Here is a 22174-nt window from a genome sequence, read left to right as displayed (position 1 = left end):
GGTCCCTGCGAGGACGTGTGCGGTGTGTCACCTGCTCTGCGATCCCGAAAAGCCCCGTACACCAGCGGTCACCTTGAGTTTCCCGCTTCGTATACAACGCTTCCGAAAGCACAAAAGGACCCGGGGGCTACGCTGCCCGAGTCCTCTGCCCAGCAGAATAGCCCACATGAGCATTACTCCGGCAGGTCATGTGGCGCGATCCACCGTTCGTCCGAATCTTGAGACGGGCAGACAGGGGCCTTTCCGTACGTTTCTGCGCACGGACGACGGGGTTGCGATCGATTCCGTATACGAGCCGGGTTCGGTCGTATACGACGCCTCCTCGCCACCTTCCGTTGTCCCGGTGTTCGTCGTCGCCCATGGGTTCACGGGCGATGTGGACCGGCCGCATGTTCGACGGGTGGCGGAGGCGTTCGCGCAGTACGGGGCCGTGGTCACGTTCTCCTTTCGCGGCCACGGCGCCTCCGGCGGCCGCTCGACGGTCGGCGACCGGGAGGTCCTCGATGTGGCGGCCGCCGTGGAGTGGGCACGGGGGTTCGGGCACGCGCGCGTGGTGACCGTCGGCTTCTCGATGGGCGGTTCCGTGGTGCTGCGCCACGCGGCGCTGTACGGACGGGGGCGCGAGGGGCGCACGGAAGCGGCGACGGACGCCGTGGTTTCGGTGAGCGCTCCCGCCCGCTGGTACTACCGGGGCACAGCCCCTATGCGGAAGCTGCACTGGCTGGTAACGCGGCCCGAGGGCCGACTGGTGGGCCGCTACGGATTCAACACCCGGATCCATCACCAGGAGTGGGACCCGGTGCCGCTGTCTCCCGTGGAGGCCGTACCGCGGATCGCCCCCGCGCCGTTGCTGATCGTGCACGGCGACCGGGACGGCTATTTCCCGGTCGACCACCCGCACATGCTGGCGGCTGCCGCCGGTGACCACGGCGAACTCTGGCTGGAGCCCGGCATGGGCCACGCGGAACACGCGGCCACCGACGACCTGCTGGCCCGTATCGGAGTCTGGGCCGCCTCACAGGCGGGCTAGCCTGACCGGGTACACCGCCGATCCACTACTCGTCGATCACGTCGATTACTCGTCGAGCCACTACTTGAGGAACCGGATGTCAAAGGTCACGGTGCGCTACTGGGCCGCCGCGAAGGCCGCGGCCGGGATCGCCGAGGAGCCGTACGACGCGGCCACCCTCGCCGAGGCGCTCGACGCCGTGCGCGCGCGACACCCCGGAGAACTCGCGCGCGTGCTGCAGCGATGCTCGTTCCTCATCGACGGTGACCCCGTGGGCACCCGCGGACATGAGACGGTACGGCTGGCCGACGGCGGGACGGTCGAGGTGCTCCCGCCGTTCGCAGGAGGGTGACGATGACCAACCAGCCGTACGAGGGCTCGTACGACCCGTACCAACAGCAGCAGGCGTGGCCCGGCGAGCAGGGGCAGCAAGGGCAGCAGCAGGAGTACCAGGGGTACCCGGGCTATCAGGGGTACGACGACCCGCACGCCGCCCAGGCCCAGCAATACCAGCAGTACCAACAGCATCAGCAGTACACGCAGCAGTGGCAGGGGCAGACCTGGGAGTCGCAGCAGTCCTATGGGGTGACGGGACAGCCGCTGCCGCAGGAGGGCCAGTTCCAGGGCCAGGCGTGGAACCAGCAGATGCAGCCGCAGTCGGCCGCATACGCCCCGGCCCCGGCCGCCGCCGACGAACCGGAGGATTCGGCGGAACCGGAGGAATCCGAGGACGCCGACTACGGCCCCGCCACTCTCGCCGGCAATCCCCGCATCACGGACGCCCAGCGCGCCCGCGAGGAGGGCCGTTCCCCGGTCATCGAGCCCGGCATGCAGCCGGCAGGGCTCACGGCGCTGCTGGGCCTGCTCGTGTCCGGAGCGGCGGCGATCAATTCGTACGCCCTGCTCGTCCCGCTCATCGCCCTCCAGGCGGTCACCGCGGCGGGCTGGTTCCGGCTGAACGGCATGTGGCCCGCCCGGCAGGGCATCGCGCTGGCGTTCCTGGGCGCGCTGGTCGCGGACGTGGCGCTGCTGGCGGCCGGCCAGGAGAACGGCCCCGCGGCGATCCTCGGCACCCTCGGCGTCTGGGTCCTGCTCTCCCTGGTCCTCCAGCTGCGCTCGCACGCGGACCCCGACGAGCGGATGTACGGCCTGATGGCGACCGTCGCCTCGGCGGCGCTGGCCATCGTCGCGGCCGGATACCTCGCGGCCGACGCGGACGCGGTGAGCGTGGGCGGGGCCGCGGTCGCGGTGGCCGTCCTGGCCCGCGCCCTGCCGCTGCCCACCCCGGCGTCGATCGTGGTCTCGGTGCTCGCCGCTGCGGGGGCGGGCATCGCGGTCGGCGGGATGACCGGCTTCGGCGCGAAGGGCGCACTGCTCGGCGCGGGCGCGGCGGCCTGCGCCCTGATCGGCCACCGGGTGGCCAGCTACGACTACCCGTCGAGGTTCGTGCACTTCACAGCAGGCGTCGCCCTGCCGCTGGCAGCCGCGGCACCGGTGGTGTTCGTGCTGGGGCGGGCGCTGGCGTAGTTTTTCAGCCTGCCCTCGGGAGGCTCCCGTCACAGGTGATCCACAATCCCCGCCTGAGGCCCCGGCACAGGGTTACCCTCGCGCCAGGCGGCCACCCGGTCGTCGTAACCGTCGTCGTCGACCGGCTTGGTGGGGGAAACACCGTATGCGCGCCCTGCGAATACTTCTGATTGTCGTCGTGATCCTGGGCGGCCTCTTCGTGATCGCGGACCGCGTAGCGGTCTACTTCGCCGAGAACGAGGCGGCGGACAAGGTGAAGACCACCGAGAACCTGGCCGCCACCCCGGACGTGTCCATCAAGGGCTTCCCCTTCCTCACCCAGGTCGCGTCCGGCTCGCTGGACGACGTAGAGATCGGCATCAAGGACTACGAGGCCGACACGGGCACCGGCTCCGGCACCGGCACCAGCAGCAACGGCGGCCCGAAGACGATCCGTATCGACGACCTGAAGGCCGACATGAAGGGCGTCTCCTTCTCCGGCGACTACACCTCCGCCACCGCGGCCACCGCGACGGGCAGCGCCACCATCGCCTACGACGAGCTGCTCAAGGCGGCCAAGTCCCAGCCGACGGACCTGTTCCCCGGCGTCAAGGCCCAGGTCGTCGGCCTCTCCGACGGCGGCAACGGCAAGATCAAGGTCGACATCAAGGTCACGGCCGCCGGCGCCTCGCAGACGTATCCGGTGCTCAGCACCGTCACGGTCGACGGCGACACCGTGAAGGTGCACGCGGACAACCTGCCCAAGCTGGTCGTCGACCTTGCCGACTCCCGCATCCGGTCGATCACCGACTTCCAGCAGACCATCGACCAGCTGCCGGGCGGAGTGAAGCTGGACAGTGTGCAGGCTGCGCAGAACGGTGTTGAGATCACGGTGAAGGGTTCGAACGTCAAGCTCGCGGGGTAGTACGGCGTTCGACGTTCGATGGAACGACGGAGTCCGAAAGGTGAGACGGCATCGTCCGCACCGCAGCTGTGACGACGGATACAAGGGCCCGGAAGCCGTGCGAGCACGGCACGGTCGCTGATCGTTTCCCACATCGCGGACGATCGCGTCTCAAAATACGACACGCCGGTGACACGTCAGGCTGTCCGTCCCTACGATCGAGCCCATGAAGCGTCAGGCGGATCTCACGAAGCGGCGGGCAGTAGACCTGTGCCGTGTCGCCGCCATGCTCTGTCGCACCTTCTGAGCGGACGGCGCAGACCTCCGCATCCCCACGCCCTGCTCAGGGCACCCGTGCGCGACCCCGGCTCCACCGCCGGAGGCAACCCGCACCCCTCGCACTCGCACGCCCCGCCGCAACTGCCCCGGAGGAGAAAGAGCATGAGCCGCAGCGACGTCCTGGTCGACGCCGACTGGGTCCAGGACAACCTGGACAACCCGCACATCGCGATCGTAGAGGTGGACGAGGACACGTCCGCCTACGAGAAGAACCACATCAAGAACGCGATCCGCATCGACTGGACCAAGGACCTGCAGGACCCGGTCCGCCGCGACTTCATCGACCAGGAGGGCTTCGAGAAGCTCCTGTCGTCGAAGGGCATCGCCAACGACACGCTGGTGATCCTCTACGGCGGCAACAACAACTGGTTCGCGTCGTACGCCTATTGGTACTTCAAGCTGTACGGCCACGACAGCGTCAAGCTGCTCGACGGCGGCCGCAAGAAGTGGGAGCTGGACGCCCGCGAGCTGGTCGAGGAGGTCCCCGAGCGCGCCGAGACCTCCTACACCGCCAAGCCGCAGAACAAGGCGATCCGCGCCTTCCGCGACGACGTGGTGGCGGCCATCGGTTCGCAGAACCTGGTCGACGTGCGTTCGCCCGACGAGTTCTCCGGCAAGCTGCTCGCTCCCGCGCACCTGCCGCAGGAGCAGTCGCAGCGTCCGGGTCACGTCCCGTCCGCGCGCAACATCCCGTGGTCCAAGAACGCCAACGACGACGGCACCTTCAAGTCGGACGACGAGCTCAAGGAGCTCTACGCCGAGGAGCAGGTCGACCTCGCCAAGGACACCATCGCGTACTGCCGCATCGGTGAGCGCTCGGCCCTGACCTGGTTCGTCCTGCACGAGCTGCTCGGTGTCGAGAACGTCAAGAACTACGACGGCTCGTGGACCGAGTACGGCAGCCTCGTCGGCGTCCCGATCGAGCTCGGCGCCAACAAGTAGGACCGGCAGCAGGACCAGTAGCAACCAGTAGTAAGCGAAGACACCCGCAACCCCGACCGGCCTTCCATCCGTCCGGTCAGACCCCTCTTGGAGAAAGACATGTGCGGAGCGAAGGCCGGCGGCCCGGACGCCTCGACGATCAAGCCCGGTGAGACCACCATCCAGGGCCAGGTGACGAAGGACGGCGAGCCCGTCGTCGGCTACGTCCGTCTCCTGGACTCGACCGGCGAGTTCACCGCGGAGGTCCCGACCTCCGCCACCGGACAGTTCCGCTTCTACGCGGCCGAGGGCACCTGGACCGTCCGTGCCCTGGTCCCCGGCGCCACCGCGGACCGCACGGTCGTCGCCCAGCAGGGCGGCCTCGCGGAGGTCGCGATCGCGGTCTGACACCCTGACCGCACCTTGATCGCCAATGGGTCGCACCCTTCGGGGCGCGGCCCTTCGGCATGGCCCCTTCCGCGGCCCTTCGGCATGTACGGGCCTACCCTGGAGTCATGCTGGCACGTCGGCGTCACGTGTATTTCGCCATGATGGGCACCTGCATCACGCTGTTCGTCCTGGCGTGGGGAGTCGTACGCATCTGGTCGGTTCCGGTCGCGGTCGGGATGTGTGTGGTGGCGATGGTCATCCCCCCGGTCGCCGCCATGGTCGCCAACCGCCGGGGTCCCGACGACCGCTGGTGGGACGACCCGTCCGGCGACCCGAAGTCCGACGAGTGGTGGGACGAGCTGGACGGCAAGAAACGCCCTCGGTAGCGGCCCCCGGTAGCGGACGGCCGTCAGTAGACCAACGCCTGCGTCTCGTCCCCCAGTGCCTCCTGCACGAAGACCTGCGCGCCCGCGATCCGTACGCCCTCGATCACGTCCTTCTCCGTGATGTCCCGGCGGGCCGCGCACTGTGTGCACAACGTCAGCCGGCCGCCGGCCAGGATCGAGTCGATCAGGTCCGGCAGCGGGGCCGCATGCGGCAGCTCGAACTCGGCCGCCCGCCCCGGCAGCGCGAACCACGCCGACTCGCCGGTCAGCCACAGGGAGACGTCGACGCCGCTGGCCACGGCCACCGCCGCCACCGTGAACGCCTGCGAGCACCGCTCGGGCGCATCGGCCCCCGCCGTCACCTTGATCACGAGCTTCTTCGCCATGGCTGAATCGTAATCAACTCCCGTACAACCAGGTGTGACGGCCATGGGTCTCCTGTGAGCGCGCGTACGGAATGCGCGCTTCACGTTCTGTGGGGGGACGTCTTGGAAGTACCCGAAGAGGCCGCTGACGTGCCGGTTGAACTGGTTGAACCGGTTGAGCCGGTGGCGTCCGTTACGCCCGAGCCCGCGCCCGAGCCCGAGCCGCGGCCCCGTCGGCGGCGCGGCCGCACCACCCTGCTCATCGCCGGCGCCGCCGTCCTCGGTGTCGTCGCCGGCACCTGCACCGGCTACGTCGTCCAGGCGGGCCGCGCGCCGACGAAACTGCCCTCGCTGTCCCAGCCGGCGCTCGCGCAGGCCAAGGGCCCCGCCCCCGAGCCGCTTTCCGCCGCGCAGGACCGCCGGGTGCGGACCGACGGCGACCTGCGCAAGCTGCTGCTGAAGAAGCCGGCCGGGGCGAGGTACGACGGCGCCCTGACGGGCAACGACGGCTGGATGGACCTGGCCGATTACGCCGAGACCTTCGACAAACCGGGCTCGGTCTTCGGCGAGCTCATCTCCTCGGAGTACCGCCGTGCCGCCGTCACCGGCTGGGACGTCGGCAGCACGTACGGCGTGGAGATCCGTCTGATCCAGTACCGGCAGGAGGAGACGATGGACGCCTCCGTCGACAGCAAGGACCAGCAGTACTGGAAGGACCTCAAGGCCGGCACCGACAGCTGGCCCATCCCGGGCACCGGGGACGGCATGGTGTACGTCCACTCCCGGCCCGAGCACAAGCCCGGCTATCTGCCGCAGTACAACGCGGAGGCTGTCGCCTGGCGCGGAGACATCCTGCTGGAGATCTACGTCTGGGACATCACCAAGCCCGTCCCCAAGGCGAAGGTCATGGACGTGGCCAAGCGGCAGATGGAGCGGCTGTGACCGAGAACCAGAACGCCCAGGTGGGCGAGGTGAGCCCCGTCGAGCTGGTGCCCTCCGAGGCTCCACACGCCCCCGACGCCCCCGTCGAGCCTGCCGTGCCTCCCGGCAAGCCCCTCCGCCGCGGCCGTATCGCCGTGGTCGCCGGGTCCGTGCTGCTCGCGGGAGCCGTCGTGGCAGGCGTCGGCTACACGGTCGTCACCGTGAACGGTGCCGACCGCGACGCGGGTGCCCCCGTCTACAAGTTCCCGAAGGACGACCGGGCCGAGAAGGCGAAGCCGGCGTCCGCGAAGGGCCTCGCCGGGACGCTCGTGCCGTACGGCGCGGACGGCTGGAGCCGCGGTCCGGACATGGGGGAGTTCGGCTCGGACGCCGAGCTCAGCGGCGCGGAGGCCACGGCCCTGCGCAAGGAGCCGTTCAAGAGCCTGCCGCGGACCCAGCGCAAGCGGCTGGAGGAGCAGATCGACAAGGAGCGCATCAAGGGCATGGCCATGCGCAGCTACGTCAGCACCGATGAGACCTCCGCCGTCTACACGGACAAGGCCTCCGTCGTCAGCATCGAGCTGGCCCAGATGGACAACAGGGCGGCCGTCCGCCGTGTTTCGCAGAACGAGAAGCAGTTCCTCGGCGCCCTCGGCCTCTTCCGGGCCGGCCCGGCGATCGAGGGCCACAAGAACGCCGGCTGCTTCCTTTCGCGCGCGTTCAAGGGCGAGAAGCTCGACTGGATGTTCTGCACCGCCTATCAGGGAGACGTCCTGGTCACTGTCACCGCCAACAGCGCCAGGCCGATGGAGGCCAAGGGAATCGGGATGCTGCTGAAGGAACAACTCGACCGCATCGCAGAGCCGGGGGAGGCGGTATGACCGAGCAGCAGCAGACCGAGCTTCCGCCGATGCCGGACGCCCCGCCCCCGCTACCGATACCGGTCCAGGAGGCGCCGGCGAAGAAGGACCGCCGGGTCCTGCGTGCCGTGCTGCGCTGGACCGCCGCCGTGGTCGTGTTCGCGGCCGTCGGGGCGGGAACGGCGTATGGCATCGCAGGGCTGGACCGGACCGACGTGCCGGGTCTGCGGACGCAGTCGGACGGACGCTGGGACTACCCGACGCTGACCAGGCCGCCGCTGCCGTCCGGCAGCCCGGGACCCTTCGCCGAGGAGAACAAGACCGGCGCCCACTACGCCGACCTGCGCGCCCTGGTCCTGCCCGCGCCCAAGGGCGCGAGCGCGGACCTCAGGCTGCGCGGCGCGGACGGGTGGCTGGCGGCGAAGGACTTCCTGGCGCAGTACGCGGAGCAGGACGCCCGCAAGGAGCTGGGCCAGAAGCTCACCGACCACGGTCTGCGGCACATCGCGGCCCGCGGCTGGACCACCCCGGACGGCACGCACACCCGCATCTACCTGCTGCAGTTCGACACGGCGGCCGTCGTGGACGACCTGTTCTCCGGCGACGTCGCCCCGTACGGCGGCCCGGGCTACGCGCTGCGCGGGGCCGCCACCTCCGTGGCCGACGAGGACTTCCCGTCCGAGGCCCGGGTCGGGCAGATCACCTCTTCCGATTCCGAGTACGTCGAGAGCAAGCCGTACGGCGCCGAGCAGTTCCGGCAGGCGTATCTGTCCGCCGGTGACGTCCTCGCGGTGATCGTGCAGTCCAGGAAGGGCGCGGCGAAGGCCGTACCGTTCCAGCAGACGGTCGTCCTGCAGAGCCAGCTGCTCGGCTGAGCGGCGGCGAGTTCCGTTCGAGTACCGCTTGGGCGTACCTCACAAGGAGTGCCGGGCCCCGGCCGCGTAAGCTGGGCCCCGGCCTTTTGTGTACCCCTGTGTACCGCCCACCCCGCTCATCCGAGGAGCACCCCGTGCTTGAGGCATTCTTCGAAGCCCTGCTGGTCCTGGTCTGCGTCGGCGTCCTAGCCTTCGCCGGACTGACCGTGAAGAAGCTGTACCAGGGCCAGCGCTGACCCCGTAAGGCATTCGTACGGCATTCGTACGGCATACGTAAGGCATAAAGGAACCGCCGATCCCATGATCGAGATCCCGTCCGACCTCCACAAGGACCTCCTCCCCCTCGCCTTTCTGCTCGGCACCTGGGCGGGCGCGGGCGTGCACGACTTCCCGGGCTCCGAGAAGTGCAACTTCGGGCAGGAGGTCACCTTCACCCACGACGGCCGGGACTTCCTGGAGTACCACTCCCACACCTGGGTCCTGGACAACGACGGGAACAAGGTCCGTCCCCTGGAGTCCGAGTCCGGCTTCTGGCGCATCGACGCCGACCGCAAGGTCGAGGTCACCATGGTCCGCAACGACGGTGTCGTGGAGGTCTGGTACGGCGAGCTGGCCGACAAGAAGCCGCAGATCGACCTCGTGACGGACGCGGTGGCGCGGACGGCCGCCTCCGGCCCGTACACCGGCGGCAAGCGCCTGTACGGCTACGTCAAGAGCGACCTGATGTGGGTCGGCGAGAAGCAGACCCCCGAGGTCGAGCTGCGCCCCTACATGTCGGCGCACCTGAAGAAGGTCGTCACCCCGGAGGACGTCGAGCGCTGGGCCAAGGCCCTGCCGGACGACATGCCGGACGACGGCATCGCCTTCTTCAAGTAGTACCGCCAGTACCAGTACCGCTGGTACCGCATCGCGTTCTTCAAGTAGTTCTGACAAGTACAAGTAGTTCTAGACTCTTCGGTGTGGTGAGCACCGACTGGAAGAGCGACCTCAGGCAGCGCGGTTACCGGCTGACTCCGCAGCGCCAGCTTGTCCTCGAAGCCGTGGACACCCTGGAGCACGCGACCCCCGACGACATCCTCACGGAAGTGAAGAAGACGGCGTCGGGGGTCAACATTTCCACCGTGTACCGGACCCTGGAGCTCCTGGAGGAGCTCGGGCTGGTCAGCCACGCCCACCTCGGGCACGGCGCGCCGACGTACCACCTCGCGGACCGCCACCACCACATCCACCTGGTCTGCCGCGACTGCCAGAACGTGATCGAGGCCGATGTGTCGGTGGCCGCGGAGTTCACCGCGAAGCTGCGCCGTGAGTTCGGCTTCGAGACGGACATGAAGCACTTCGCGATCTTCGGCAGATGCCGCGACTGCGCTCTGAAGAGTTCAACTACCGAGTCGTAGGCTTGTGCCCATGAAGAGCCCCCTCCTGTCCCTGCCCGGCGCCGTTCCCGCCGAGGGAGTGGACGAAGGCGTCGCCGCCCACTACGGCGAACTGTTCCGCGAGCAGCGCGTCCTCGCCGACGGCACCGGCTTCGTCGACCTCTCGCACCGCGGGGTCGTCACCGTCACCGGCAAGGACCGGCTGAGCTGGCTGCACCTGCTCCTCACCCAGCACGTCAGCGACCTCCCGACCGGCCAGGCCACCGAGGCGCTGATCCTCTCCGCGCACGGCCACATCGAGCACGCGCTGTATCTGGTGGACGACGGCGAGACGGTGTGGGCCCATGTCGAGCCGGGGACCCAGGAGGCGCTCCTCGCATACCTGGAGTCGATGAAGTTCTTCTACCAGGTCGAAGTCGCCGACCGGACGGCCGAGTTCGCGATCGTGCACCTGCCGGCCGGTTCGATCGCGGAGGTCCCGGAAGGCGTGGTGGTGCGCGAGACGCCGTACGGCCGCGACCTCTTCCTCCCGCGCGCGGACCTGGAGTCGTACGCCGAGAAGGCGGGCCCCCCGGCCGGAATCCTGGCGTACGAGGCGCTGCGGGTGGAGAACCACCGTCCGCGCCTCGGCTTCGAGACCGACCACCGCACCATCCCGCACGAGCTGGGCTGGATCGGCACCGCGGTGCACCTGCAGAAGGGCTGCTACCGGGGCCAGGAGACGGTGGCGCGGGTGCAGAACCTGGGGAAGCCGCCCCGCCGCCTGGTCTTCCTGCACCTCGACGGCAGCGAGGTGCATCTCCCCACCCCCGGCACGGAGATCCGCCTCGCCGACGAGGACCCCGACGGCCGCAAGATCGGCTTCATCACGACCTCCGTACGCCACCACGAGCTGGGCCCGGTCGCCCTCGCCCTGGTGAAGCGGAATGTGCCGGTGGACGCGCGGCTGGTGGCGGGGGACACGGCGGCGGCGCAGGAGACGGTCGTAGAACCCTAGGGGTTCAGATCTCGACGAGGACCGTGAACGGGCCGTCGTTCGTCAGCGAGACGCGCATCCGGGCGCCGAAGCGACCCGTCTCCACCGTGGCGCCGAGGGCCCGCAGCTGGGCGACGACCTCGTCGACGAGGGGCTCGGCGACGTCGCCCGGGGCGGCGGCGTTCCAGGTGGGCCGGCGCCCCTTGCGCGCATCCCCGTACAAGGTGAACTGACTGATGACCAGCAGCGGCGCATCGACATCACTGCACGACTTCTCGTCGTGCAGCATGCGGATCGACCAGAGTTTGCGGGCGAGCCCGGCCGCCTTCTCCTTGGTGTCCTCGTGCGTCACCCCGACGAGGACGCACAGCCCCTCGCCGATGATCTCGCCCACTGTTTCGAGGCCGTTCTCGCCGTCGACGACGACGCTCGCGCCGTCCACCCTCTGCACCACTGCACGCATGAACCCATCATGCCGTGCGGCCGGAACAGGCCCGCAGGGGGCTTCTTTTTGATCATTACCCCCCATCTGGGGCCGATCGGGGGCACTCGGTCACATAGCGGCCACTTGGGGTGGCACGATGCTTCCACACGCCGGTCGAGGGGACGGTTGAGGCACATGAGCACACCGAGTACTGGGCAGCCTCCTGGGGTTGTCTCGTTGATTCGTACGGGAGAACGGGCGCCGCTGCGGCCGCCCACGCAGCGCACGGACAGCCCGGACAGCACCGACGGCACGGACAGCCCGCACCTGCCATCCGGTCCGCCCGAGCACGAGCTGGCCGTGCTGAACCTGCCCGAACTGCGCACCCTGCGCCGGGACGCCCAGCGCGAGGAGGCCGACCTCAGCTATGTACGGCGGCTGCTGCAGGGCCGTATCGACATCCTCCGGGCCGAGCTGGCACGGCGGTCGCCGACGGGCGCGGGCTCCGTGGTCGAGCGGCTCCCCGAGATCCTCACGGACGCCCCGGCCCGGCACCGCTCCTCCGCCCGCCATGTGACGCTGGGGACGCCGCACAGCGAGGAGTACGGCCGGCTGGCCACCGACATGCTCGCCGAGGTCGAACTCTCCGACCTGGACGCCCGCACCGACCTGGAACTGAACACGGCAATGGGCCGGCTGGTCCGGTACGAGCAGCAGGTGTCCCTGCGGCGACAGCGGCTGCAACGGACGACGGACGACTGCAGCGGCGAGATCGCGCGCCGCTACCGCGAGGGTGAGGCGCAGGTCGACGACCTGCTGACGTGAGGACTGCGGGGCACGGCCTCCAGAGGCCGCTGGGCACTTTCGGCCGGCCGGCCGGTGATCGGACCCGGGAGCGAGCCACTCCAGGCACCGGTCCGTGTCTTTCAGCCCGTCCGGCGTTTGAGGACGAGGCCGTTCAGGCCGATCGGGGTTCGGGGCGGAGCCCCGGCGGGGTGCTGGGGCGGAGCCCCGCGAGGGGTGCAGGGGACGCAGTCCCCGCCGGGGTTCAGGGGCGGAGCCCCTGGCGGGGTCGAAGGGGCGGAGCCCCTGGGGATGGGACGGGTAGGGGCGGCGGGGGCGAGGAAAATCCACGCGACACCCTCCCCACCCTGCACCTACCGTGATCCCATGACCAAGGCACGCCCCGACATCGACATCCGCCCGATCACCGAGCCCGAGTTCCCCGAATGGCTCCGCGCCGTGAAGGTCGGATTCGTGCAGCAGCCGGTGGTCCCGGAGACCGAAATCGAAGCCCGCCGCCCCCGGTTCGAACCGGGCCGCTACCTCGGTGCCTTCGACGGGGCCCGCTGCGTCGCGACGTTCCGGTCCTTCAGCCAGGAGGTCACCGCGGTAGGCGGCAGCCCGGTGCCCGCCAACGCCGTCACCGCCGTCACGGTCACCGCCACCCACCGCCGCCGCGGCCTGCTCACCCGCATGATGAGCCGCGACCTCGCGGCCGCCAAGAAGCGCGGCGATGTCGTCGCCACCCTGATAGCCGCCGAGTACCCGATCTACGGCCGCTACGGCTTCGGCCCGGCCACCTCGGCCGCCGAGTGGACCGTCGACGTCCCGCGCACCGGCCTCGACCCCAGCTGGTCAGGCCCGGACGACGGCGGCCGTATCGACATCGTGGACCCCGAGGACATACGCAAATTCGGCCCCGAACTCCACGACCGCGTCCGCCGCGCCACCCCGGGCACAGTCAGCCGCAACGACTGGTGGTGGCAGATCAACACGGGCGTCCTGCAGATCGACCCGAAGTGGACCGAGCCGTTCTTCGCCCTGTACCGGGCAGCGGACGGCGATGTCGAGGGCCTGGTCGCGTACGAGGTCGACGACAAGTGGGGCGACGCCAACCAGCCGCAGGACACTGCGACCGTGCGGGGCCTGCTCGCGGCGACCCCGGCCGCCGAGCGCGCCCTGTGGCGCTACCTGTGCTCCATCGACTGGGTCACCCAGGTCAAGAGCGGCCCGCGGGCCCCCGACGACCTGCTCCCCCTGCTTCTGCCGGACCCGAGGGCCGCCCGCCTCACCACGGTCACGGACTGGTTGTGGGTGCGGATCCTGGATGTCGTACGGGCCCTGGAGTCACGGACGTACGAGGGTACGGGCTCCCTGGTGCTGGAGGTCGTCGACCGCGCCGGCCTGGCGGGCGGCCGCTACCGGCTGGAGGCGTCGGCGCAGGGGGCGTCCTGCACACCGACCGCCGAGAGTGCCGAACTCACGCTGGACATCGCGGAGTTGTCGAGGCTGTGGCTGGGCGACGAGTCGGCCGTACGGCTGGCGGCGCTGGGCCGGGTGCGGGAAGAACGAGCGGGCGCCGCCCGAGTGGCCGACGCCCTGCTGCGTACGTCCAGGCGGCCTTGGTGCCCGGACATGTTCTGAACCCCTTCCTTCCGACAACGACTGGCGACTGACTGATGGCTCATCCGTAGCTGTGCTCTTCAGTTGTGGCTGTGCTGATGGAACTGTTCAGTTGTCGCAGTGCTGATGGAGCTGTTCAGTTGTGGCTGTGCGGGTCGGGCTGTTCAGTTGTGGCTGTGCCGGTCGGGCTGTTCAGTTGTCGGTGTTCAGTTGTGGCTGTGCGCTTGGTGCAGACTGACCGAGCTCCCGGCTCCCCTCCGGAAGGGAGCCCGGCCAGCCGGATCCTGGGCCGGTGAACCCGTCGGGTTCAGCCGGACTGGGCGAGCAGCATCACGAGGATGACCGCACCGATGCCGCTGATCACGGTGTTCCTGGCCTTGAGTCCGATGGACAGCGCGGCGAAGGCGATGATGCCCATCGGTCCGTACTTCCACTGGACGAGGGTCTCGAATCCGACTGCGAGGCCGGCGACGGCGAGGGCGATGAGCGGCATGACGGTCCCTCCTTCGGGACGGGGAGGCGGACCTCTGGTTGCGGCCAACCCTCCTGAAGTTTGACCATGTTGCTGAAGTTGGCGACCAACTTCTCTGTACTTATCTCCGCTTGGAAGCGGCTTATAACCACCTTCCCTGGAACTGCCAAAAGATGGCGGGAAGTTGTAGTGTTTGGTCGTGGACCCGAAACACGCCTCCGTCAATGGGCGGAAGAGGTCACAGCGGCCACAGACGCCTCAGACGTCGCATCAGGACGTGGCCGACGAGCTGCGCGCCCGCATCAGGTCGGGCGAGCTGCGACCGGGTCAACGCATGCCCACGCAGGCGAAACTGGCCGACGAGTTCGGTGTCGAGCGCGGCGCGGTACGCCAGGCCCTGCGCATCCTCCAGTCGGAGCACCTGCTCACCAACGTGTCGAAGGGCGCTCCCGCGACCGTCGCCCCCGACCTGGGCCTCGGCAAGGCGCTGACCGGCCCCGGAGCCCCGCCGCTGCCGACCATGGTGGCCCTGGCGCCCCGTATAGCGGACGCCTTCGCCGCCCATCACGTGGAGATAGACGCCCTCTGCCTGACCGCCGTCTCCCTGACCCTCGCCATCGGCGAACCGCTGCGCCGGATCCACACCGGACAGCTGAAACCGGCCAAGCTGGACGTCCGCGTGCTGCTGCCCAGCCGCGACATCGACCTGGCCTTCCCGACCCCGGTGGATCCGTCCGCCGACGGCCGGCTGCAGCGCCGCTGGCTGGCCAATCGCAACGCCCAGGGCCAGGTGCTCCAGCACAACCTGTTGGCCCTGCGCGCCACGCACGGCATCGATGTGAACGTCACGTTCCGCGCCCTGCCCTTTACCCCGCCCGTGAAGCTCTACCTGCTCAACGGCATGGAGGCGCTCTTCGCGTACTACACGGTCACGCGGCGCGAGGAGGAGATCGACCACGAGCAACTGGAGATGTACGACGCCGAGGGCACCCAGTCGATGCTGTTCGCCTTCGAGCAGGGCCCGGGCCTGCGGGACACGACCTTCGTGGAGCAGTCGCACCTGTGGTTCAACGCACTGTGGGAGACGATCAGTTCGGAGCTGGTGCTCACGAGCTGATGTCTCCCACAGCGACTGAGCCGGCGGCCGACCGGGCCGCAGGTCGCCTTCCGCTCATAGAGCTGGCCCCGCGACCAGGAGGGCGAGCACCACGGCCCCGATGGAGCTGATGGCAGGGTTCTTCGCCTTGATGCCTATGGTGAGCAGCAGCAGACCGATGATGCCGGTGGCGCCGTACTTCCACTGAACGGTCTGCTCGATGCCGACGACGAAGACGGCGGAGAGGAGGGCGAGGACGGGCATGGTGGTTCCCCCTTCAGGCTTCGCGGGCGGGACGGTGCGTGGGGGGTGAGGCGGATCCAAGGAAGTGCAAGGAAGCAAAACTTCCGCCAACTGGACCAAGTTGGCAACCAACTTCAACTAAGTTATCCCCACTTGGCTGCTACTTATAAACAAGTCACAAACAACTCCCCGTAGATGGATCCGAGTTGTAGCGTTTGGTCGTGACCCAGGAGAACGTGGCGGAGAACGTGGCAGTGAACGGCAGCAGAAGGCTCTCGCCCCAGGAGATCGCGGACATCCTGCGGGAACGAATCAGCAACGGCGACCTCAAGGCCGGAGACCGCCTGCCCACCCAGGCCGAACTGGCGGACGAGTTCGGTGTGGAACGAGGCACCGTCCGCCAGGCCCTGCGCGCTCTCCAGGACGACGGGTTGCTCAGCAATGTGAGCAAGGGAAGCCCACCGCGGATCGCCGAGCCTCCGGCGCCCGGCCCGGGTGAGCCGCAGCCGACGATGGTGGCACTGGCCCCGCGGCTGAGGGACGCGTTCGCGGAAGAGCACGTACACATCGACGTCGTGTGCCACACGGCGGAGACGCTGATGGTGGCTCTCGGTGAACCGGTCCGCCAGATACACGAGGGCAGCATCCGCCCCAAGTCGATCGCCGTACGCATCCTCGTGCCGTCCCGGAAGATCAACCTCGCCTTTCCCGTCCTGGTCGAGGGCCGAGGCGACGACGACCAGGTCCACCAGCGCTGGCTGTCGATGCGCAATGCCCAGGTGCAGGTGCTCCAGCACAACCTGCAGGCCCTGCGGTCCACGCACGGCATCGACGTCCACGTCACCTTCCGCGCGCTTCCGCTCACCCCGCCGATCAAGATGTACGTGCTCAACGGTGAGGAAGTCCTGCTCGGCTACTACGTCCTGACCGAACGGGAGGAGGAGTACCAGAACCAGACCCTGGAGATGTACGACTCCCTCGGCTCCCAGTCGCTCCTCTTCTCCTTCCTGAAGCGGGCCGGCCATCGCGACGCCGCGTTCGTGGAGGAATCCCAGAAGTGGTTCGACGCCCTCTGGGAAACCATCACGACGGACCTGACACTCTCCTAGTGACTTCTGATACGACGCAGACTGAACCGATGGCGGCACAGACCGAGCGACTGCAGGAGCTGATCGGGCACGCCCGCGTCGTGCTCTGGGACTTCGACGGACCGATCTGCCGGCTGTTCGCCGGGCACTCGGCGGAGGGGGTGGCGACCGACCTGGTGGACTGGCTCGAAGGGCGAGGGCTGCGCGATCTCCTCACGGAGGACGAGCGGGACACCGAGGACCCCCATGTGGTGCTGCGCGCGGTCGACCGCCGGCACCCTGCCAGCGACCTGGTGGTGGAAGTGGAGGAGCGTCTCACCCACGAAGAGCTGCGGGCGGTTCCCTCGGCCCTGCCGACCCCGTTCGCCGACCCGCTGATCCGCACCTGGAAGGCGGTCGGCGCGCGCCTGGCGATAGCCACGAACAACTCCCCGCAGGTGGTCCGCGCCTATCTGACCAGCCGCGGCCTGCTCGACTGCTTTCTGCCGCACATCTACGGCCGCACCCACGACCTCCAGTACCTCAAGCCCCACCCCCACTATCTCAACCGCGCCCTGACGGCCATGGGCGTGGCCCCCACCGGCGCCCTCTTCATCGGCGACACCCCCACCGACTGCGAGGCGGCCCGCCAGGCCGGAGTTCCCTTCCTCGGCTACGCGCGTAACGAGTACAAGGAGAAGCTGCTCCAGGTCGCCGGGGCGACGGACATCGTGGGGTCACTGGAGCCGTTGTTGGAGGCGTTGCGGGGCTGAGCCGTGTGACAGTCGGCACACACGCCAGTGGCCGGGGCGGCAAGGAGTACGACCGCGTCGCTGCGGAGCTGCGCGCTCGTATCACCAGCGGCACGTATCCGCTGAACGGGCTCTTGCCGGCGCAACGTGAACTGGCCAGCGAGCTCGAAGTCTCCCGCGACACCGTGCAGCGGGTGCTCAGGGACCTCAAGAACGAGCGCTGGATCGAGTCGCGCCAGGGCAGCGGATCCAGGGTGATCCGGGAGCAGCGCATCCACTCGCCGAGGAGCGAGAAGGAGCCCGGCCACCAGGTCACGTTGGGGGAACTCATCGGCGAGGCCTTCGAGCAGACCGAAGTGACCCTGGATGTCTTTACGTTGACGTCGGAGTCCCTGGGTGCACACATCCGCACGCAGGCGGAGCGGATCCAGGCGGGGCACATCTCCCCGCAGCGGATAACCCTGCGCGTCCTGCTGCCCTCCGACACATTGGACTGGTTCCGTACTCCAAGCTCTACCTGGTGAACGAGGCGCAGGCACTGGAGGGCCCGTACGAGGTCTACATGCGAGCCTTCACGCTGGACGACGGCCTGGAGGTCGAGTTCCCCGATGTGATCGGCCTGGGTGCGGGTCTCACGCTCTACGTCAAGGACGACGACCCGGCTTCCCAGGGCACGGAGTTCGTGAAGAAGCGGCAGGCCTGGTTCACGTCCCTTTGGGAATTGCTCGGTCGGTAGCGCATGGCCCGAACGGGTTGTCTCGTACGAGTCGTCGCGCGCTGCCGAACAGGCTGGGGCAAACCGGCGATCGCTTCCCGGACCTGCACGAATGGGTTTGTGCAACGCGCCACACCAATCGGAACGTTATGCACTTGTTGGCATGCCCCACAGATGGACCCGCTAATCTCGGCCATCATGCCCCCGCTGTCACACGGAGCGCGCTGGTCGCTCGCGCAACGCCGCCTCGAGCGCAAACTCGGAGGCAGCGGTGAGGTGTTCAAGGGCCACCACAACACGAATTACGTTCTGCGTGTGGGCCTGGTACTCGCCCTGCTCCTCGGTGTGATGCCCTTCGTCCGGTACAAGTACCGGGTGCCGTTGAAGACGGTTGAGGTCGTACCACGGATCTGGCCCCGCGAGGCCGATGTGCTCGAGGTCGTCTGCCGGTATCTGCGGGAAGTGCCGCGCTGTTTCGCCGTACTGGGCGATCGTTCCGTTCACAGGTACCGCCGGGGCAAGCCGCTCAGTGTACGGAATCCCGACGGCGGCATTGACGAGAAGCTGATGCGGGAGTTCGCGGCCTTCTTCGTGAGGACGGCCAAGGTGCCGGTGGAGGAGCTCCCGCCGCCGCCCGAAGACTGGCCGGCCAACGGTGACAGCGACGGATTCCTGCACTGGCTCGTCGACTTCACCGAACAGCGCGTGCACCAGCCCAACCGGCGTCGATTCGGTCAACTGTTCGATGCTGTGGGTATTCCCCGGGACGCGATGGCGACGTTCAAGGAGAACCACCGCGACCTCGCCCCCCGTCCCTTCGTACTCCTGCACACCGACGTGCACCGCGCGAACGTCGTCGTCCGCCGCCACGGCATCTCCGTAATCGACTGGGAGTTGGCGATATACGGCGATCCTCTGCACGAACTGGCGACGCATATCGTCCGGATCGGGTACACGAAGGCGGAACAGCAGCGATTTGTATCCCTGTGGGCCGAGGCCCTGCAGGAGGTCGACCGCGGCAAGCTCACCGCTGGCCTGCACAAGGACCTCGGCACCTACCTGGCCTTCGAGTACGCACAATCGGTGTTCACGGACGTCATGCGTGCTGCACTCTCCCTCCCTGTCGATGCCGGGGAGCAGCACTTCCTGGCGGCTGGAGAGCGGGTGAGCCTGGCCATGGAGCGGGCCCGTGAGTCCTTGAAGCTCGATGACGTACCGGTCCCGGAGAAGCTCGTGCAGGCCCTTCGGGAGTGGCACAGCCTGTTCGCGACTCCGACACCGGCGATCGTGCTCTGACCGTACGCCGGGGCGGGGTCGCCGGCGGTGATTCCGTGGTGATTCCGTTGGCCTCTTCCTGACGGCCCGTCCAGCCAGGCACCATGAGCAGGATCGGGTCAAGTCGGGGGCTGGCGGGGGGAATTGGTGTCGGACACAAGGTCGTCCTGGAGCGAGAGACTTGCTGCCCGGTGGGGGCGCGCGGAGTCGACGGTCACGAAGCTCTTCCTTGCCACTGTCTTCGCAGTCAACCTGTTGGCACAGTTCGTGAAGCCCCTCGGTGACGCATTGCAGGACAAGGTCTACCTGGGTGGCGCGCTGTTCACTTTGGTGGGGTACGTGCTCTACGCCGAGGTGCAGCGCCTCAACGCGGCGCTGCAGCCGCGAGCGGGAGAAGCGGTCACGCCCAGGGACCTGGAGCGCGAGTTCGAGGACGCGCTCGAGTCGGGGGGAGAGGTTCGGCTCACGGCGATGGGATTCACGGGAGAGACGTTCGCGACCCCGTTGAAGACCATTCTCCAACGGTTGAGCAAAGATCCCCGGCGCAAGGTAAGACTAAGAGTCCTGGTACCGGACTTCACCAAGGAGATCGAGGTTCCGGGTCAAATGGGCACAGACGGTAAGGTCTCTGACGCTCCGAACTTCCGTGAACACCTGCGGGGTCAGATAGCGGACTACGAGCGCAGCCTGAAGTCCCAGATAGGGCGAATGGCCGACGCCAGGCGCGGGGTGCTGACAGTCGAGTTCCGTGTTCTGCACATGTCCCCCTCCCTCAAGCTCTACTTCATCAACGACGACGTGGTGTACGAGGGCATCTACGACAAGCTCGACCTGCGGCGCCCCGACTCGTCGAACACCACCCCTGAGACGCCGGAGGGCCGCCTCCTCGACCTCATGGGCTACGACTCCCTGCTCACCCGCTGGTCCGTGAACGGCGGCAGCCACGCCCGCACGATCATCGAGCGTCGTCGGGAGCTCTTCGAGACGCTCTGGAACGCGGCGCACGAACTGACGCCGGTGACTCGCCTGCCGGCTCAGCCAAGCACCTCATGAACACGGTTGTACGTTGGCGAGATTCCTGAGCGGAGATCGTGCCCCGAGGCGTACCCTCCATTGCTCGACCAGGCGGAGAAGGGGTGCCGATGAGTCGGGTTCGCATTTCCTCGGCGACAGGGCGGGGCGAGGAGGCGTCAGCTTCCCGTGTGATCGAGGGGCCATTGCGCGGCTATCACCACGACACCTACGCGCTTCGGCTGGAGGATGGGGCGCAGTTCGTCAAGGTCCGTGAGCCGCGTGCCGAGATCCTCTGGTTCGACCGGCGGTGCTTCGAGTCGGAGGAGAAGCTGCTGCGCGCCCTCAAGGGGGAGATCGAGCGGATCCCCGATGTCCTCGACATCGCGGGCATGGGCTTGCAGGGGTTCATCGAAGGGCGCACTCTCCCCGCGCGGCGCTGGGTGGGTCGGCGCGTCTCCGACGCAGTCTTCGACCAGATCGTCGAGCTCTTCCGGCAGATGGCGCGGATCAGGCCGGCCATGCTCGAGAGCGTGCTGCGGCGCTGCATGCCGGAGGACCGTGCTGAAGACTGTGACACGGACGGATTCCTGGAGCGTCTGATCGTCTTCACAGAGGAGCAGGTCTACAAGAAGAACCTCGCGGAGTTCGGCGACGTATTCCAAGAACTCGGCGTGAGCGGTGAATCGTTCACCTGCCTGAGGAAGAGGGTTTCCGGGCTGCGGCGGCGCCCCTTCTCCCTGCTGCATGCGGATCTGCATCGCAAGAACTTCGTCCTCGACTCCCGCAGTCAACTCTGGACCATCGACTGGGAGTTGGCGATGCTGGGTGATCCCCTGTACGACCTCGCCACCCATCTGTACCTCATGCGCTATCCGGAGGACCAGCAACGCCGTATGGCCGCGGAATGGTGCCGGGTCGTCGAGAGTGCCAACCCCGGTGGTTCGTACGGCTGGGTGGATGATCTGGACGCGCTCCTCGACTTCAAGAGGGCGCAGTCGGTCTTCACCGACGTCATCCGTGTATCGATGTCGCTGGGCGACGGAACGGGGTTCAACTGGGCGGCTCTGCCCTGGGCCGCGCGGAAACTGCAGAGAGTGCTGGACGCTGCGGCCGGGCCGCTCGATCTTGCCGAGGTGCCGAGCCAGGCGGAGATCATGGCCGGGCTCGCGCGACGGCACGCTGGGCGAGACTATGCCGCTGCACAGGCTACGTAAGCTCATCCCATGACCCAGCCCGGCCTGCGTGAGCGCAAGAAGCAGCGGATGTACCAGGACGTCTCCGAGACCGCCATCCGCCTGTTCCTGGAAAAGGGCTTCGACGCCGTCTCCGTGGCCGAGGTCGCCGCCGCCGCCGAGATCTCCAAGCCGACCCTCTTCCGGTACTTCCCGGCGAAGGAGGACCTCGTCCTGCACCGGATCGCGGATCACGAGGGGGAGGCCGCCCGTGTGGTGGCCGAGGGGCCCACGCCCCTCGCCGCGCTGCGGCGGCATTTCCTCGACGGGCTGGAGCGGTGCGATCCGGTCACCGGGCTCAATGACCATCCCGCGGTGCTGGCCTTTCACACCCTGCTGTACGGCACGCCCGCCCTGGTCGCCCGGGTCTACGCCCACCTCGAACGGTCCGAGACCGCGCTCGCCGAGGCCCTCGGCGGCGGACTGGAGGCGCGGCTCGCCGCCGGGCAGATCGTTGCCGTACAGCGGATCCTCGCGCTGGAGAACTGGCGGCGGATCGCCGATGGGGAGCGGGTCGAGGACGTACGGCCGGATGCCGTGGCCGCGGCGGAGCGGGCGTTCGGGGCGCTGGCGGCCGGGCTGCCGCATCTCGCATAGGCGAGACAGGGTAAAAAATTTAACTCGGTAACGTTATTTGGGTAGGCTCGTCT

General features: G+C 68.3%; 29 protein-coding genes. 25 read left to right on the top strand and 4 right to left on the bottom strand.

Features of this window, described 5'->3' with window-relative positions:
- Window positions 1–166 precede the first annotated feature (166 nt).
- The 8 genes from P2Q00_RS38275 (at window position 167) to P2Q00_RS38245 (ending at window position 5455) form a co-directional block, all read left to right on the top strand.
- Window positions 167–1030 (top strand): alpha/beta hydrolase, encoded by an 864-nt coding sequence (locus P2Q00_RS38275; RefSeq protein ID WP_275778854.1) that lies wholly within the window; start codon window positions 167–169, stop codon window positions 1028–1030.
- A 76-nt stretch (window positions 1031–1106) separates the two neighbouring features.
- On the top strand, window positions 1107–1361 hold the full coding sequence (locus P2Q00_RS38270) for a MoaD/ThiS family protein (protein ID WP_275778852.1): 255 nt from the start codon (window positions 1107–1109) through the stop codon (window positions 1359–1361).
- 2 nt (window positions 1362–1363) lie between these two features.
- Window positions 1364–2536 (top strand): hypothetical protein, encoded by a 1173-nt coding sequence (locus P2Q00_RS38265; protein ID WP_275778851.1) that lies wholly within the window; start codon window positions 1364–1366, stop codon window positions 2534–2536.
- Between the two features lie 145 nt (window positions 2537–2681).
- Entirely contained in the window at window positions 2682–3440 is a 759-nt protein-coding gene (locus P2Q00_RS38260) for an LmeA family phospholipid-binding protein (RefSeq protein WP_275778850.1), read from the top strand.
- A gap of 205 nt (window positions 3441–3645) precedes the next feature.
- Complete coding sequence (locus tag P2Q00_RS51015; protein ID WP_350310325.1) at window positions 3646–3726, top strand: putative leader peptide; 81 nt, start codon at window positions 3646–3648, stop codon at window positions 3724–3726.
- A 134-nt stretch (window positions 3727–3860) separates the two neighbouring features.
- Entirely contained in the window at window positions 3861–4700 is an 840-nt protein-coding gene (locus P2Q00_RS38255) for a sulfurtransferase (RefSeq protein WP_275778849.1), read from the top strand.
- A gap of 99 nt (window positions 4701–4799) precedes the next feature.
- Window positions 4800–5087 carry a DUF1416 domain-containing protein gene (locus P2Q00_RS38250; RefSeq protein WP_003991226.1) on the top strand — a complete coding sequence of 96 codons (288 nt, stop codon included), beginning with the start codon at window positions 4800–4802 and terminating at the stop codon, window positions 5085–5087.
- A 107-nt stretch (window positions 5088–5194) separates the two neighbouring features.
- Window positions 5195–5455, top strand: a complete 261-nt coding sequence (locus P2Q00_RS38245) for a DUF3099 domain-containing protein (protein WP_275778845.1) — start codon at window positions 5195–5197, stop codon at window positions 5453–5455.
- A gap of 23 nt (window positions 5456–5478) precedes the next feature.
- On the opposite strand, the gene P2Q00_RS38240 is transcribed toward P2Q00_RS38245, so the two are convergent.
- On the bottom strand, window positions 5479–5841 hold the full coding sequence (locus P2Q00_RS38240; RefSeq protein ID WP_275778843.1) for a DsrE family protein: 363 nt from the start codon (window positions 5839–5841) through the stop codon (window positions 5479–5481).
- A 162-nt stretch (window positions 5842–6003) separates the two neighbouring features.
- Here P2Q00_RS38240 and P2Q00_RS38235 point away from each other — a divergent pair, with 162 nt between their 5' ends.
- The 6 genes from P2Q00_RS38235 (at window position 6004) to ygfZ (ending at window position 10849) form a co-directional block, all read left to right on the top strand.
- Complete coding sequence (locus P2Q00_RS38235) at window positions 6004–6762, top strand: hypothetical protein (protein ID WP_275778841.1); 759 nt, start codon at window positions 6004–6006, stop codon at window positions 6760–6762.
- Window positions 6759–7622: a hypothetical protein gene (locus P2Q00_RS38230; protein WP_275778840.1), complete on the top strand. Its 864-nt coding sequence runs from the start codon at window positions 6759–6761 to the stop codon at window positions 7620–7622. The genes P2Q00_RS38235 and P2Q00_RS38230 overlap by 4 nt, the downstream gene beginning before the upstream one ends.
- Window positions 7619–8476, top strand: a complete 858-nt coding sequence (locus P2Q00_RS38225; RefSeq protein ID WP_275778838.1) for a hypothetical protein — start codon at window positions 7619–7621, stop codon at window positions 8474–8476. Before P2Q00_RS38230 ends, P2Q00_RS38225 begins: the two co-directional genes overlap by 4 nt.
- Window positions 8477–8776: 300 nt before the next feature.
- Complete coding sequence (locus tag P2Q00_RS38220; RefSeq protein WP_275778836.1) at window positions 8777–9352, top strand: heme-binding beta-barrel domain-containing protein; 576 nt, start codon at window positions 8777–8779, stop codon at window positions 9350–9352.
- Between the two features lie 83 nt (window positions 9353–9435).
- Complete coding sequence (locus P2Q00_RS38215; RefSeq protein ID WP_275778834.1) at window positions 9436–9873, top strand: Fur family transcriptional regulator; 438 nt, start codon at window positions 9436–9438, stop codon at window positions 9871–9873.
- A gap of 10 nt (window positions 9874–9883) precedes the next feature.
- Window positions 9884–10849 (top strand): CAF17-like 4Fe-4S cluster assembly/insertion protein YgfZ, encoded by a 966-nt coding sequence (ygfZ, locus tag P2Q00_RS38210; protein ID WP_275778832.1) that lies wholly within the window; start codon window positions 9884–9886, stop codon window positions 10847–10849.
- Window positions 10850–10853: 4 nt separating this feature from the next.
- On the opposite strand, the gene dtd is transcribed toward ygfZ, so the two are convergent.
- On the bottom strand, window positions 10854–11291 hold the full coding sequence (dtd, locus tag P2Q00_RS38205) for a D-aminoacyl-tRNA deacylase (RefSeq protein WP_275778830.1): 438 nt from the start codon (window positions 11289–11291) through the stop codon (window positions 10854–10856).
- Between the two features lie 156 nt (window positions 11292–11447).
- Between dtd and P2Q00_RS38200 the strand changes: the two genes are divergently transcribed.
- Both P2Q00_RS38200 and P2Q00_RS38195 read left to right on the top strand, forming a co-directional pair.
- Window positions 11448–12077 (top strand): RsiG family protein, encoded by a 630-nt coding sequence (locus tag P2Q00_RS38200; RefSeq protein ID WP_275778828.1) that lies wholly within the window; start codon window positions 11448–11450, stop codon window positions 12075–12077.
- Window positions 12078–12422: 345 nt separating this feature from the next.
- On the top strand, window positions 12423–13679 hold the full coding sequence (locus P2Q00_RS38195; RefSeq protein ID WP_275778826.1) for a GNAT family N-acetyltransferase: 1257 nt from the start codon (window positions 12423–12425) through the stop codon (window positions 13677–13679).
- Between the two features lie 286 nt (window positions 13680–13965).
- Here the strand turns inward: P2Q00_RS38195 and P2Q00_RS38190 are convergent, their stop codons facing one another.
- Window positions 13966–14151: a hypothetical protein gene (locus P2Q00_RS38190; RefSeq protein ID WP_275778824.1), complete on the bottom strand. Its 186-nt coding sequence runs from the start codon at window positions 14149–14151 to the stop codon at window positions 13966–13968.
- A gap of 256 nt (window positions 14152–14407) precedes the next feature.
- On the opposite strand from P2Q00_RS38190, the gene P2Q00_RS38185 reads away from it, so the two are divergent.
- Window positions 14408–15247 carry a GntR family transcriptional regulator gene (locus tag P2Q00_RS38185; protein WP_425579669.1) on the top strand — a complete coding sequence of 280 codons (840 nt, stop codon included), beginning with the start codon at window positions 14408–14410 and terminating at the stop codon, window positions 15245–15247.
- A 54-nt stretch (window positions 15248–15301) separates the two neighbouring features.
- On the opposite strand, the gene P2Q00_RS38180 is transcribed toward P2Q00_RS38185, so the two are convergent.
- On the bottom strand, window positions 15302–15490 hold the full coding sequence (locus P2Q00_RS38180) for a hypothetical protein (RefSeq protein WP_275778822.1): 189 nt from the start codon (window positions 15488–15490) through the stop codon (window positions 15302–15304).
- 194 nt (window positions 15491–15684) lie between these two features.
- Between P2Q00_RS38180 and P2Q00_RS38175 the strand changes: the two genes are divergently transcribed.
- The 8 genes from P2Q00_RS38175 (at window position 15685) to P2Q00_RS38145 (ending at window position 22121) form a co-directional block, all read left to right on the top strand.
- Window positions 15685–16578 (top strand): GntR family transcriptional regulator, encoded by an 894-nt coding sequence (locus P2Q00_RS38175; RefSeq protein WP_275778820.1) that lies wholly within the window; start codon window positions 15685–15687, stop codon window positions 16576–16578.
- On the top strand, window positions 16527–17309 hold the full coding sequence (locus tag P2Q00_RS38170) for an HAD family hydrolase (protein ID WP_425579670.1): 783 nt from the start codon (window positions 16527–16529) through the stop codon (window positions 17307–17309). The genes P2Q00_RS38175 and P2Q00_RS38170 overlap by 52 nt, the downstream gene beginning before the upstream one ends.
- A gap of 5 nt (window positions 17310–17314) precedes the next feature.
- Window positions 17315–17812, top strand: a complete 498-nt coding sequence (locus P2Q00_RS38165; protein WP_338059385.1) for a GntR family transcriptional regulator — start codon at window positions 17315–17317, stop codon at window positions 17810–17812.
- Complete coding sequence (locus P2Q00_RS50860; RefSeq protein WP_338059384.1) at window positions 17809–18024, top strand: hypothetical protein; 216 nt, start codon at window positions 17809–17811, stop codon at window positions 18022–18024. Before P2Q00_RS38165 ends, P2Q00_RS50860 begins: the two co-directional genes overlap by 4 nt.
- A gap of 177 nt (window positions 18025–18201) precedes the next feature.
- On the top strand, window positions 18202–19299 hold the full coding sequence (locus P2Q00_RS38160; RefSeq protein ID WP_275778817.1) for an aminoglycoside phosphotransferase family protein: 1098 nt from the start codon (window positions 18202–18204) through the stop codon (window positions 19297–19299).
- A gap of 126 nt (window positions 19300–19425) precedes the next feature.
- Window positions 19426–20331: an ATP/GTP-binding protein gene (locus P2Q00_RS38155; protein WP_275778815.1), complete on the top strand. Its 906-nt coding sequence runs from the start codon at window positions 19426–19428 to the stop codon at window positions 20329–20331.
- 89 nt (window positions 20332–20420) lie between these two features.
- Window positions 20421–21506 (top strand): phosphotransferase, encoded by a 1086-nt coding sequence (locus tag P2Q00_RS38150; RefSeq protein WP_275778813.1) that lies wholly within the window; start codon window positions 20421–20423, stop codon window positions 21504–21506.
- A gap of 9 nt (window positions 21507–21515) precedes the next feature.
- Complete coding sequence (locus P2Q00_RS38145) at window positions 21516–22121, top strand: TetR/AcrR family transcriptional regulator (RefSeq protein ID WP_275778812.1); 606 nt, start codon at window positions 21516–21518, stop codon at window positions 22119–22121.
- The last annotated feature ends 53 nt before the right edge of the window (window positions 22122–22174 follow it).

It is taken from the genome of Streptomyces coacervatus (assembly GCF_029223485.1).
In the GTDB taxonomy this organism is placed as follows: Bacteria; Actinomycetota; Actinomycetes; order Streptomycetales; family Streptomycetaceae; genus Streptomyces; species Streptomyces coacervatus.
Note: the sequence above shows the minus strand (reverse complement) of the source record. Positions and strands in the feature narration are given on the sequence as shown.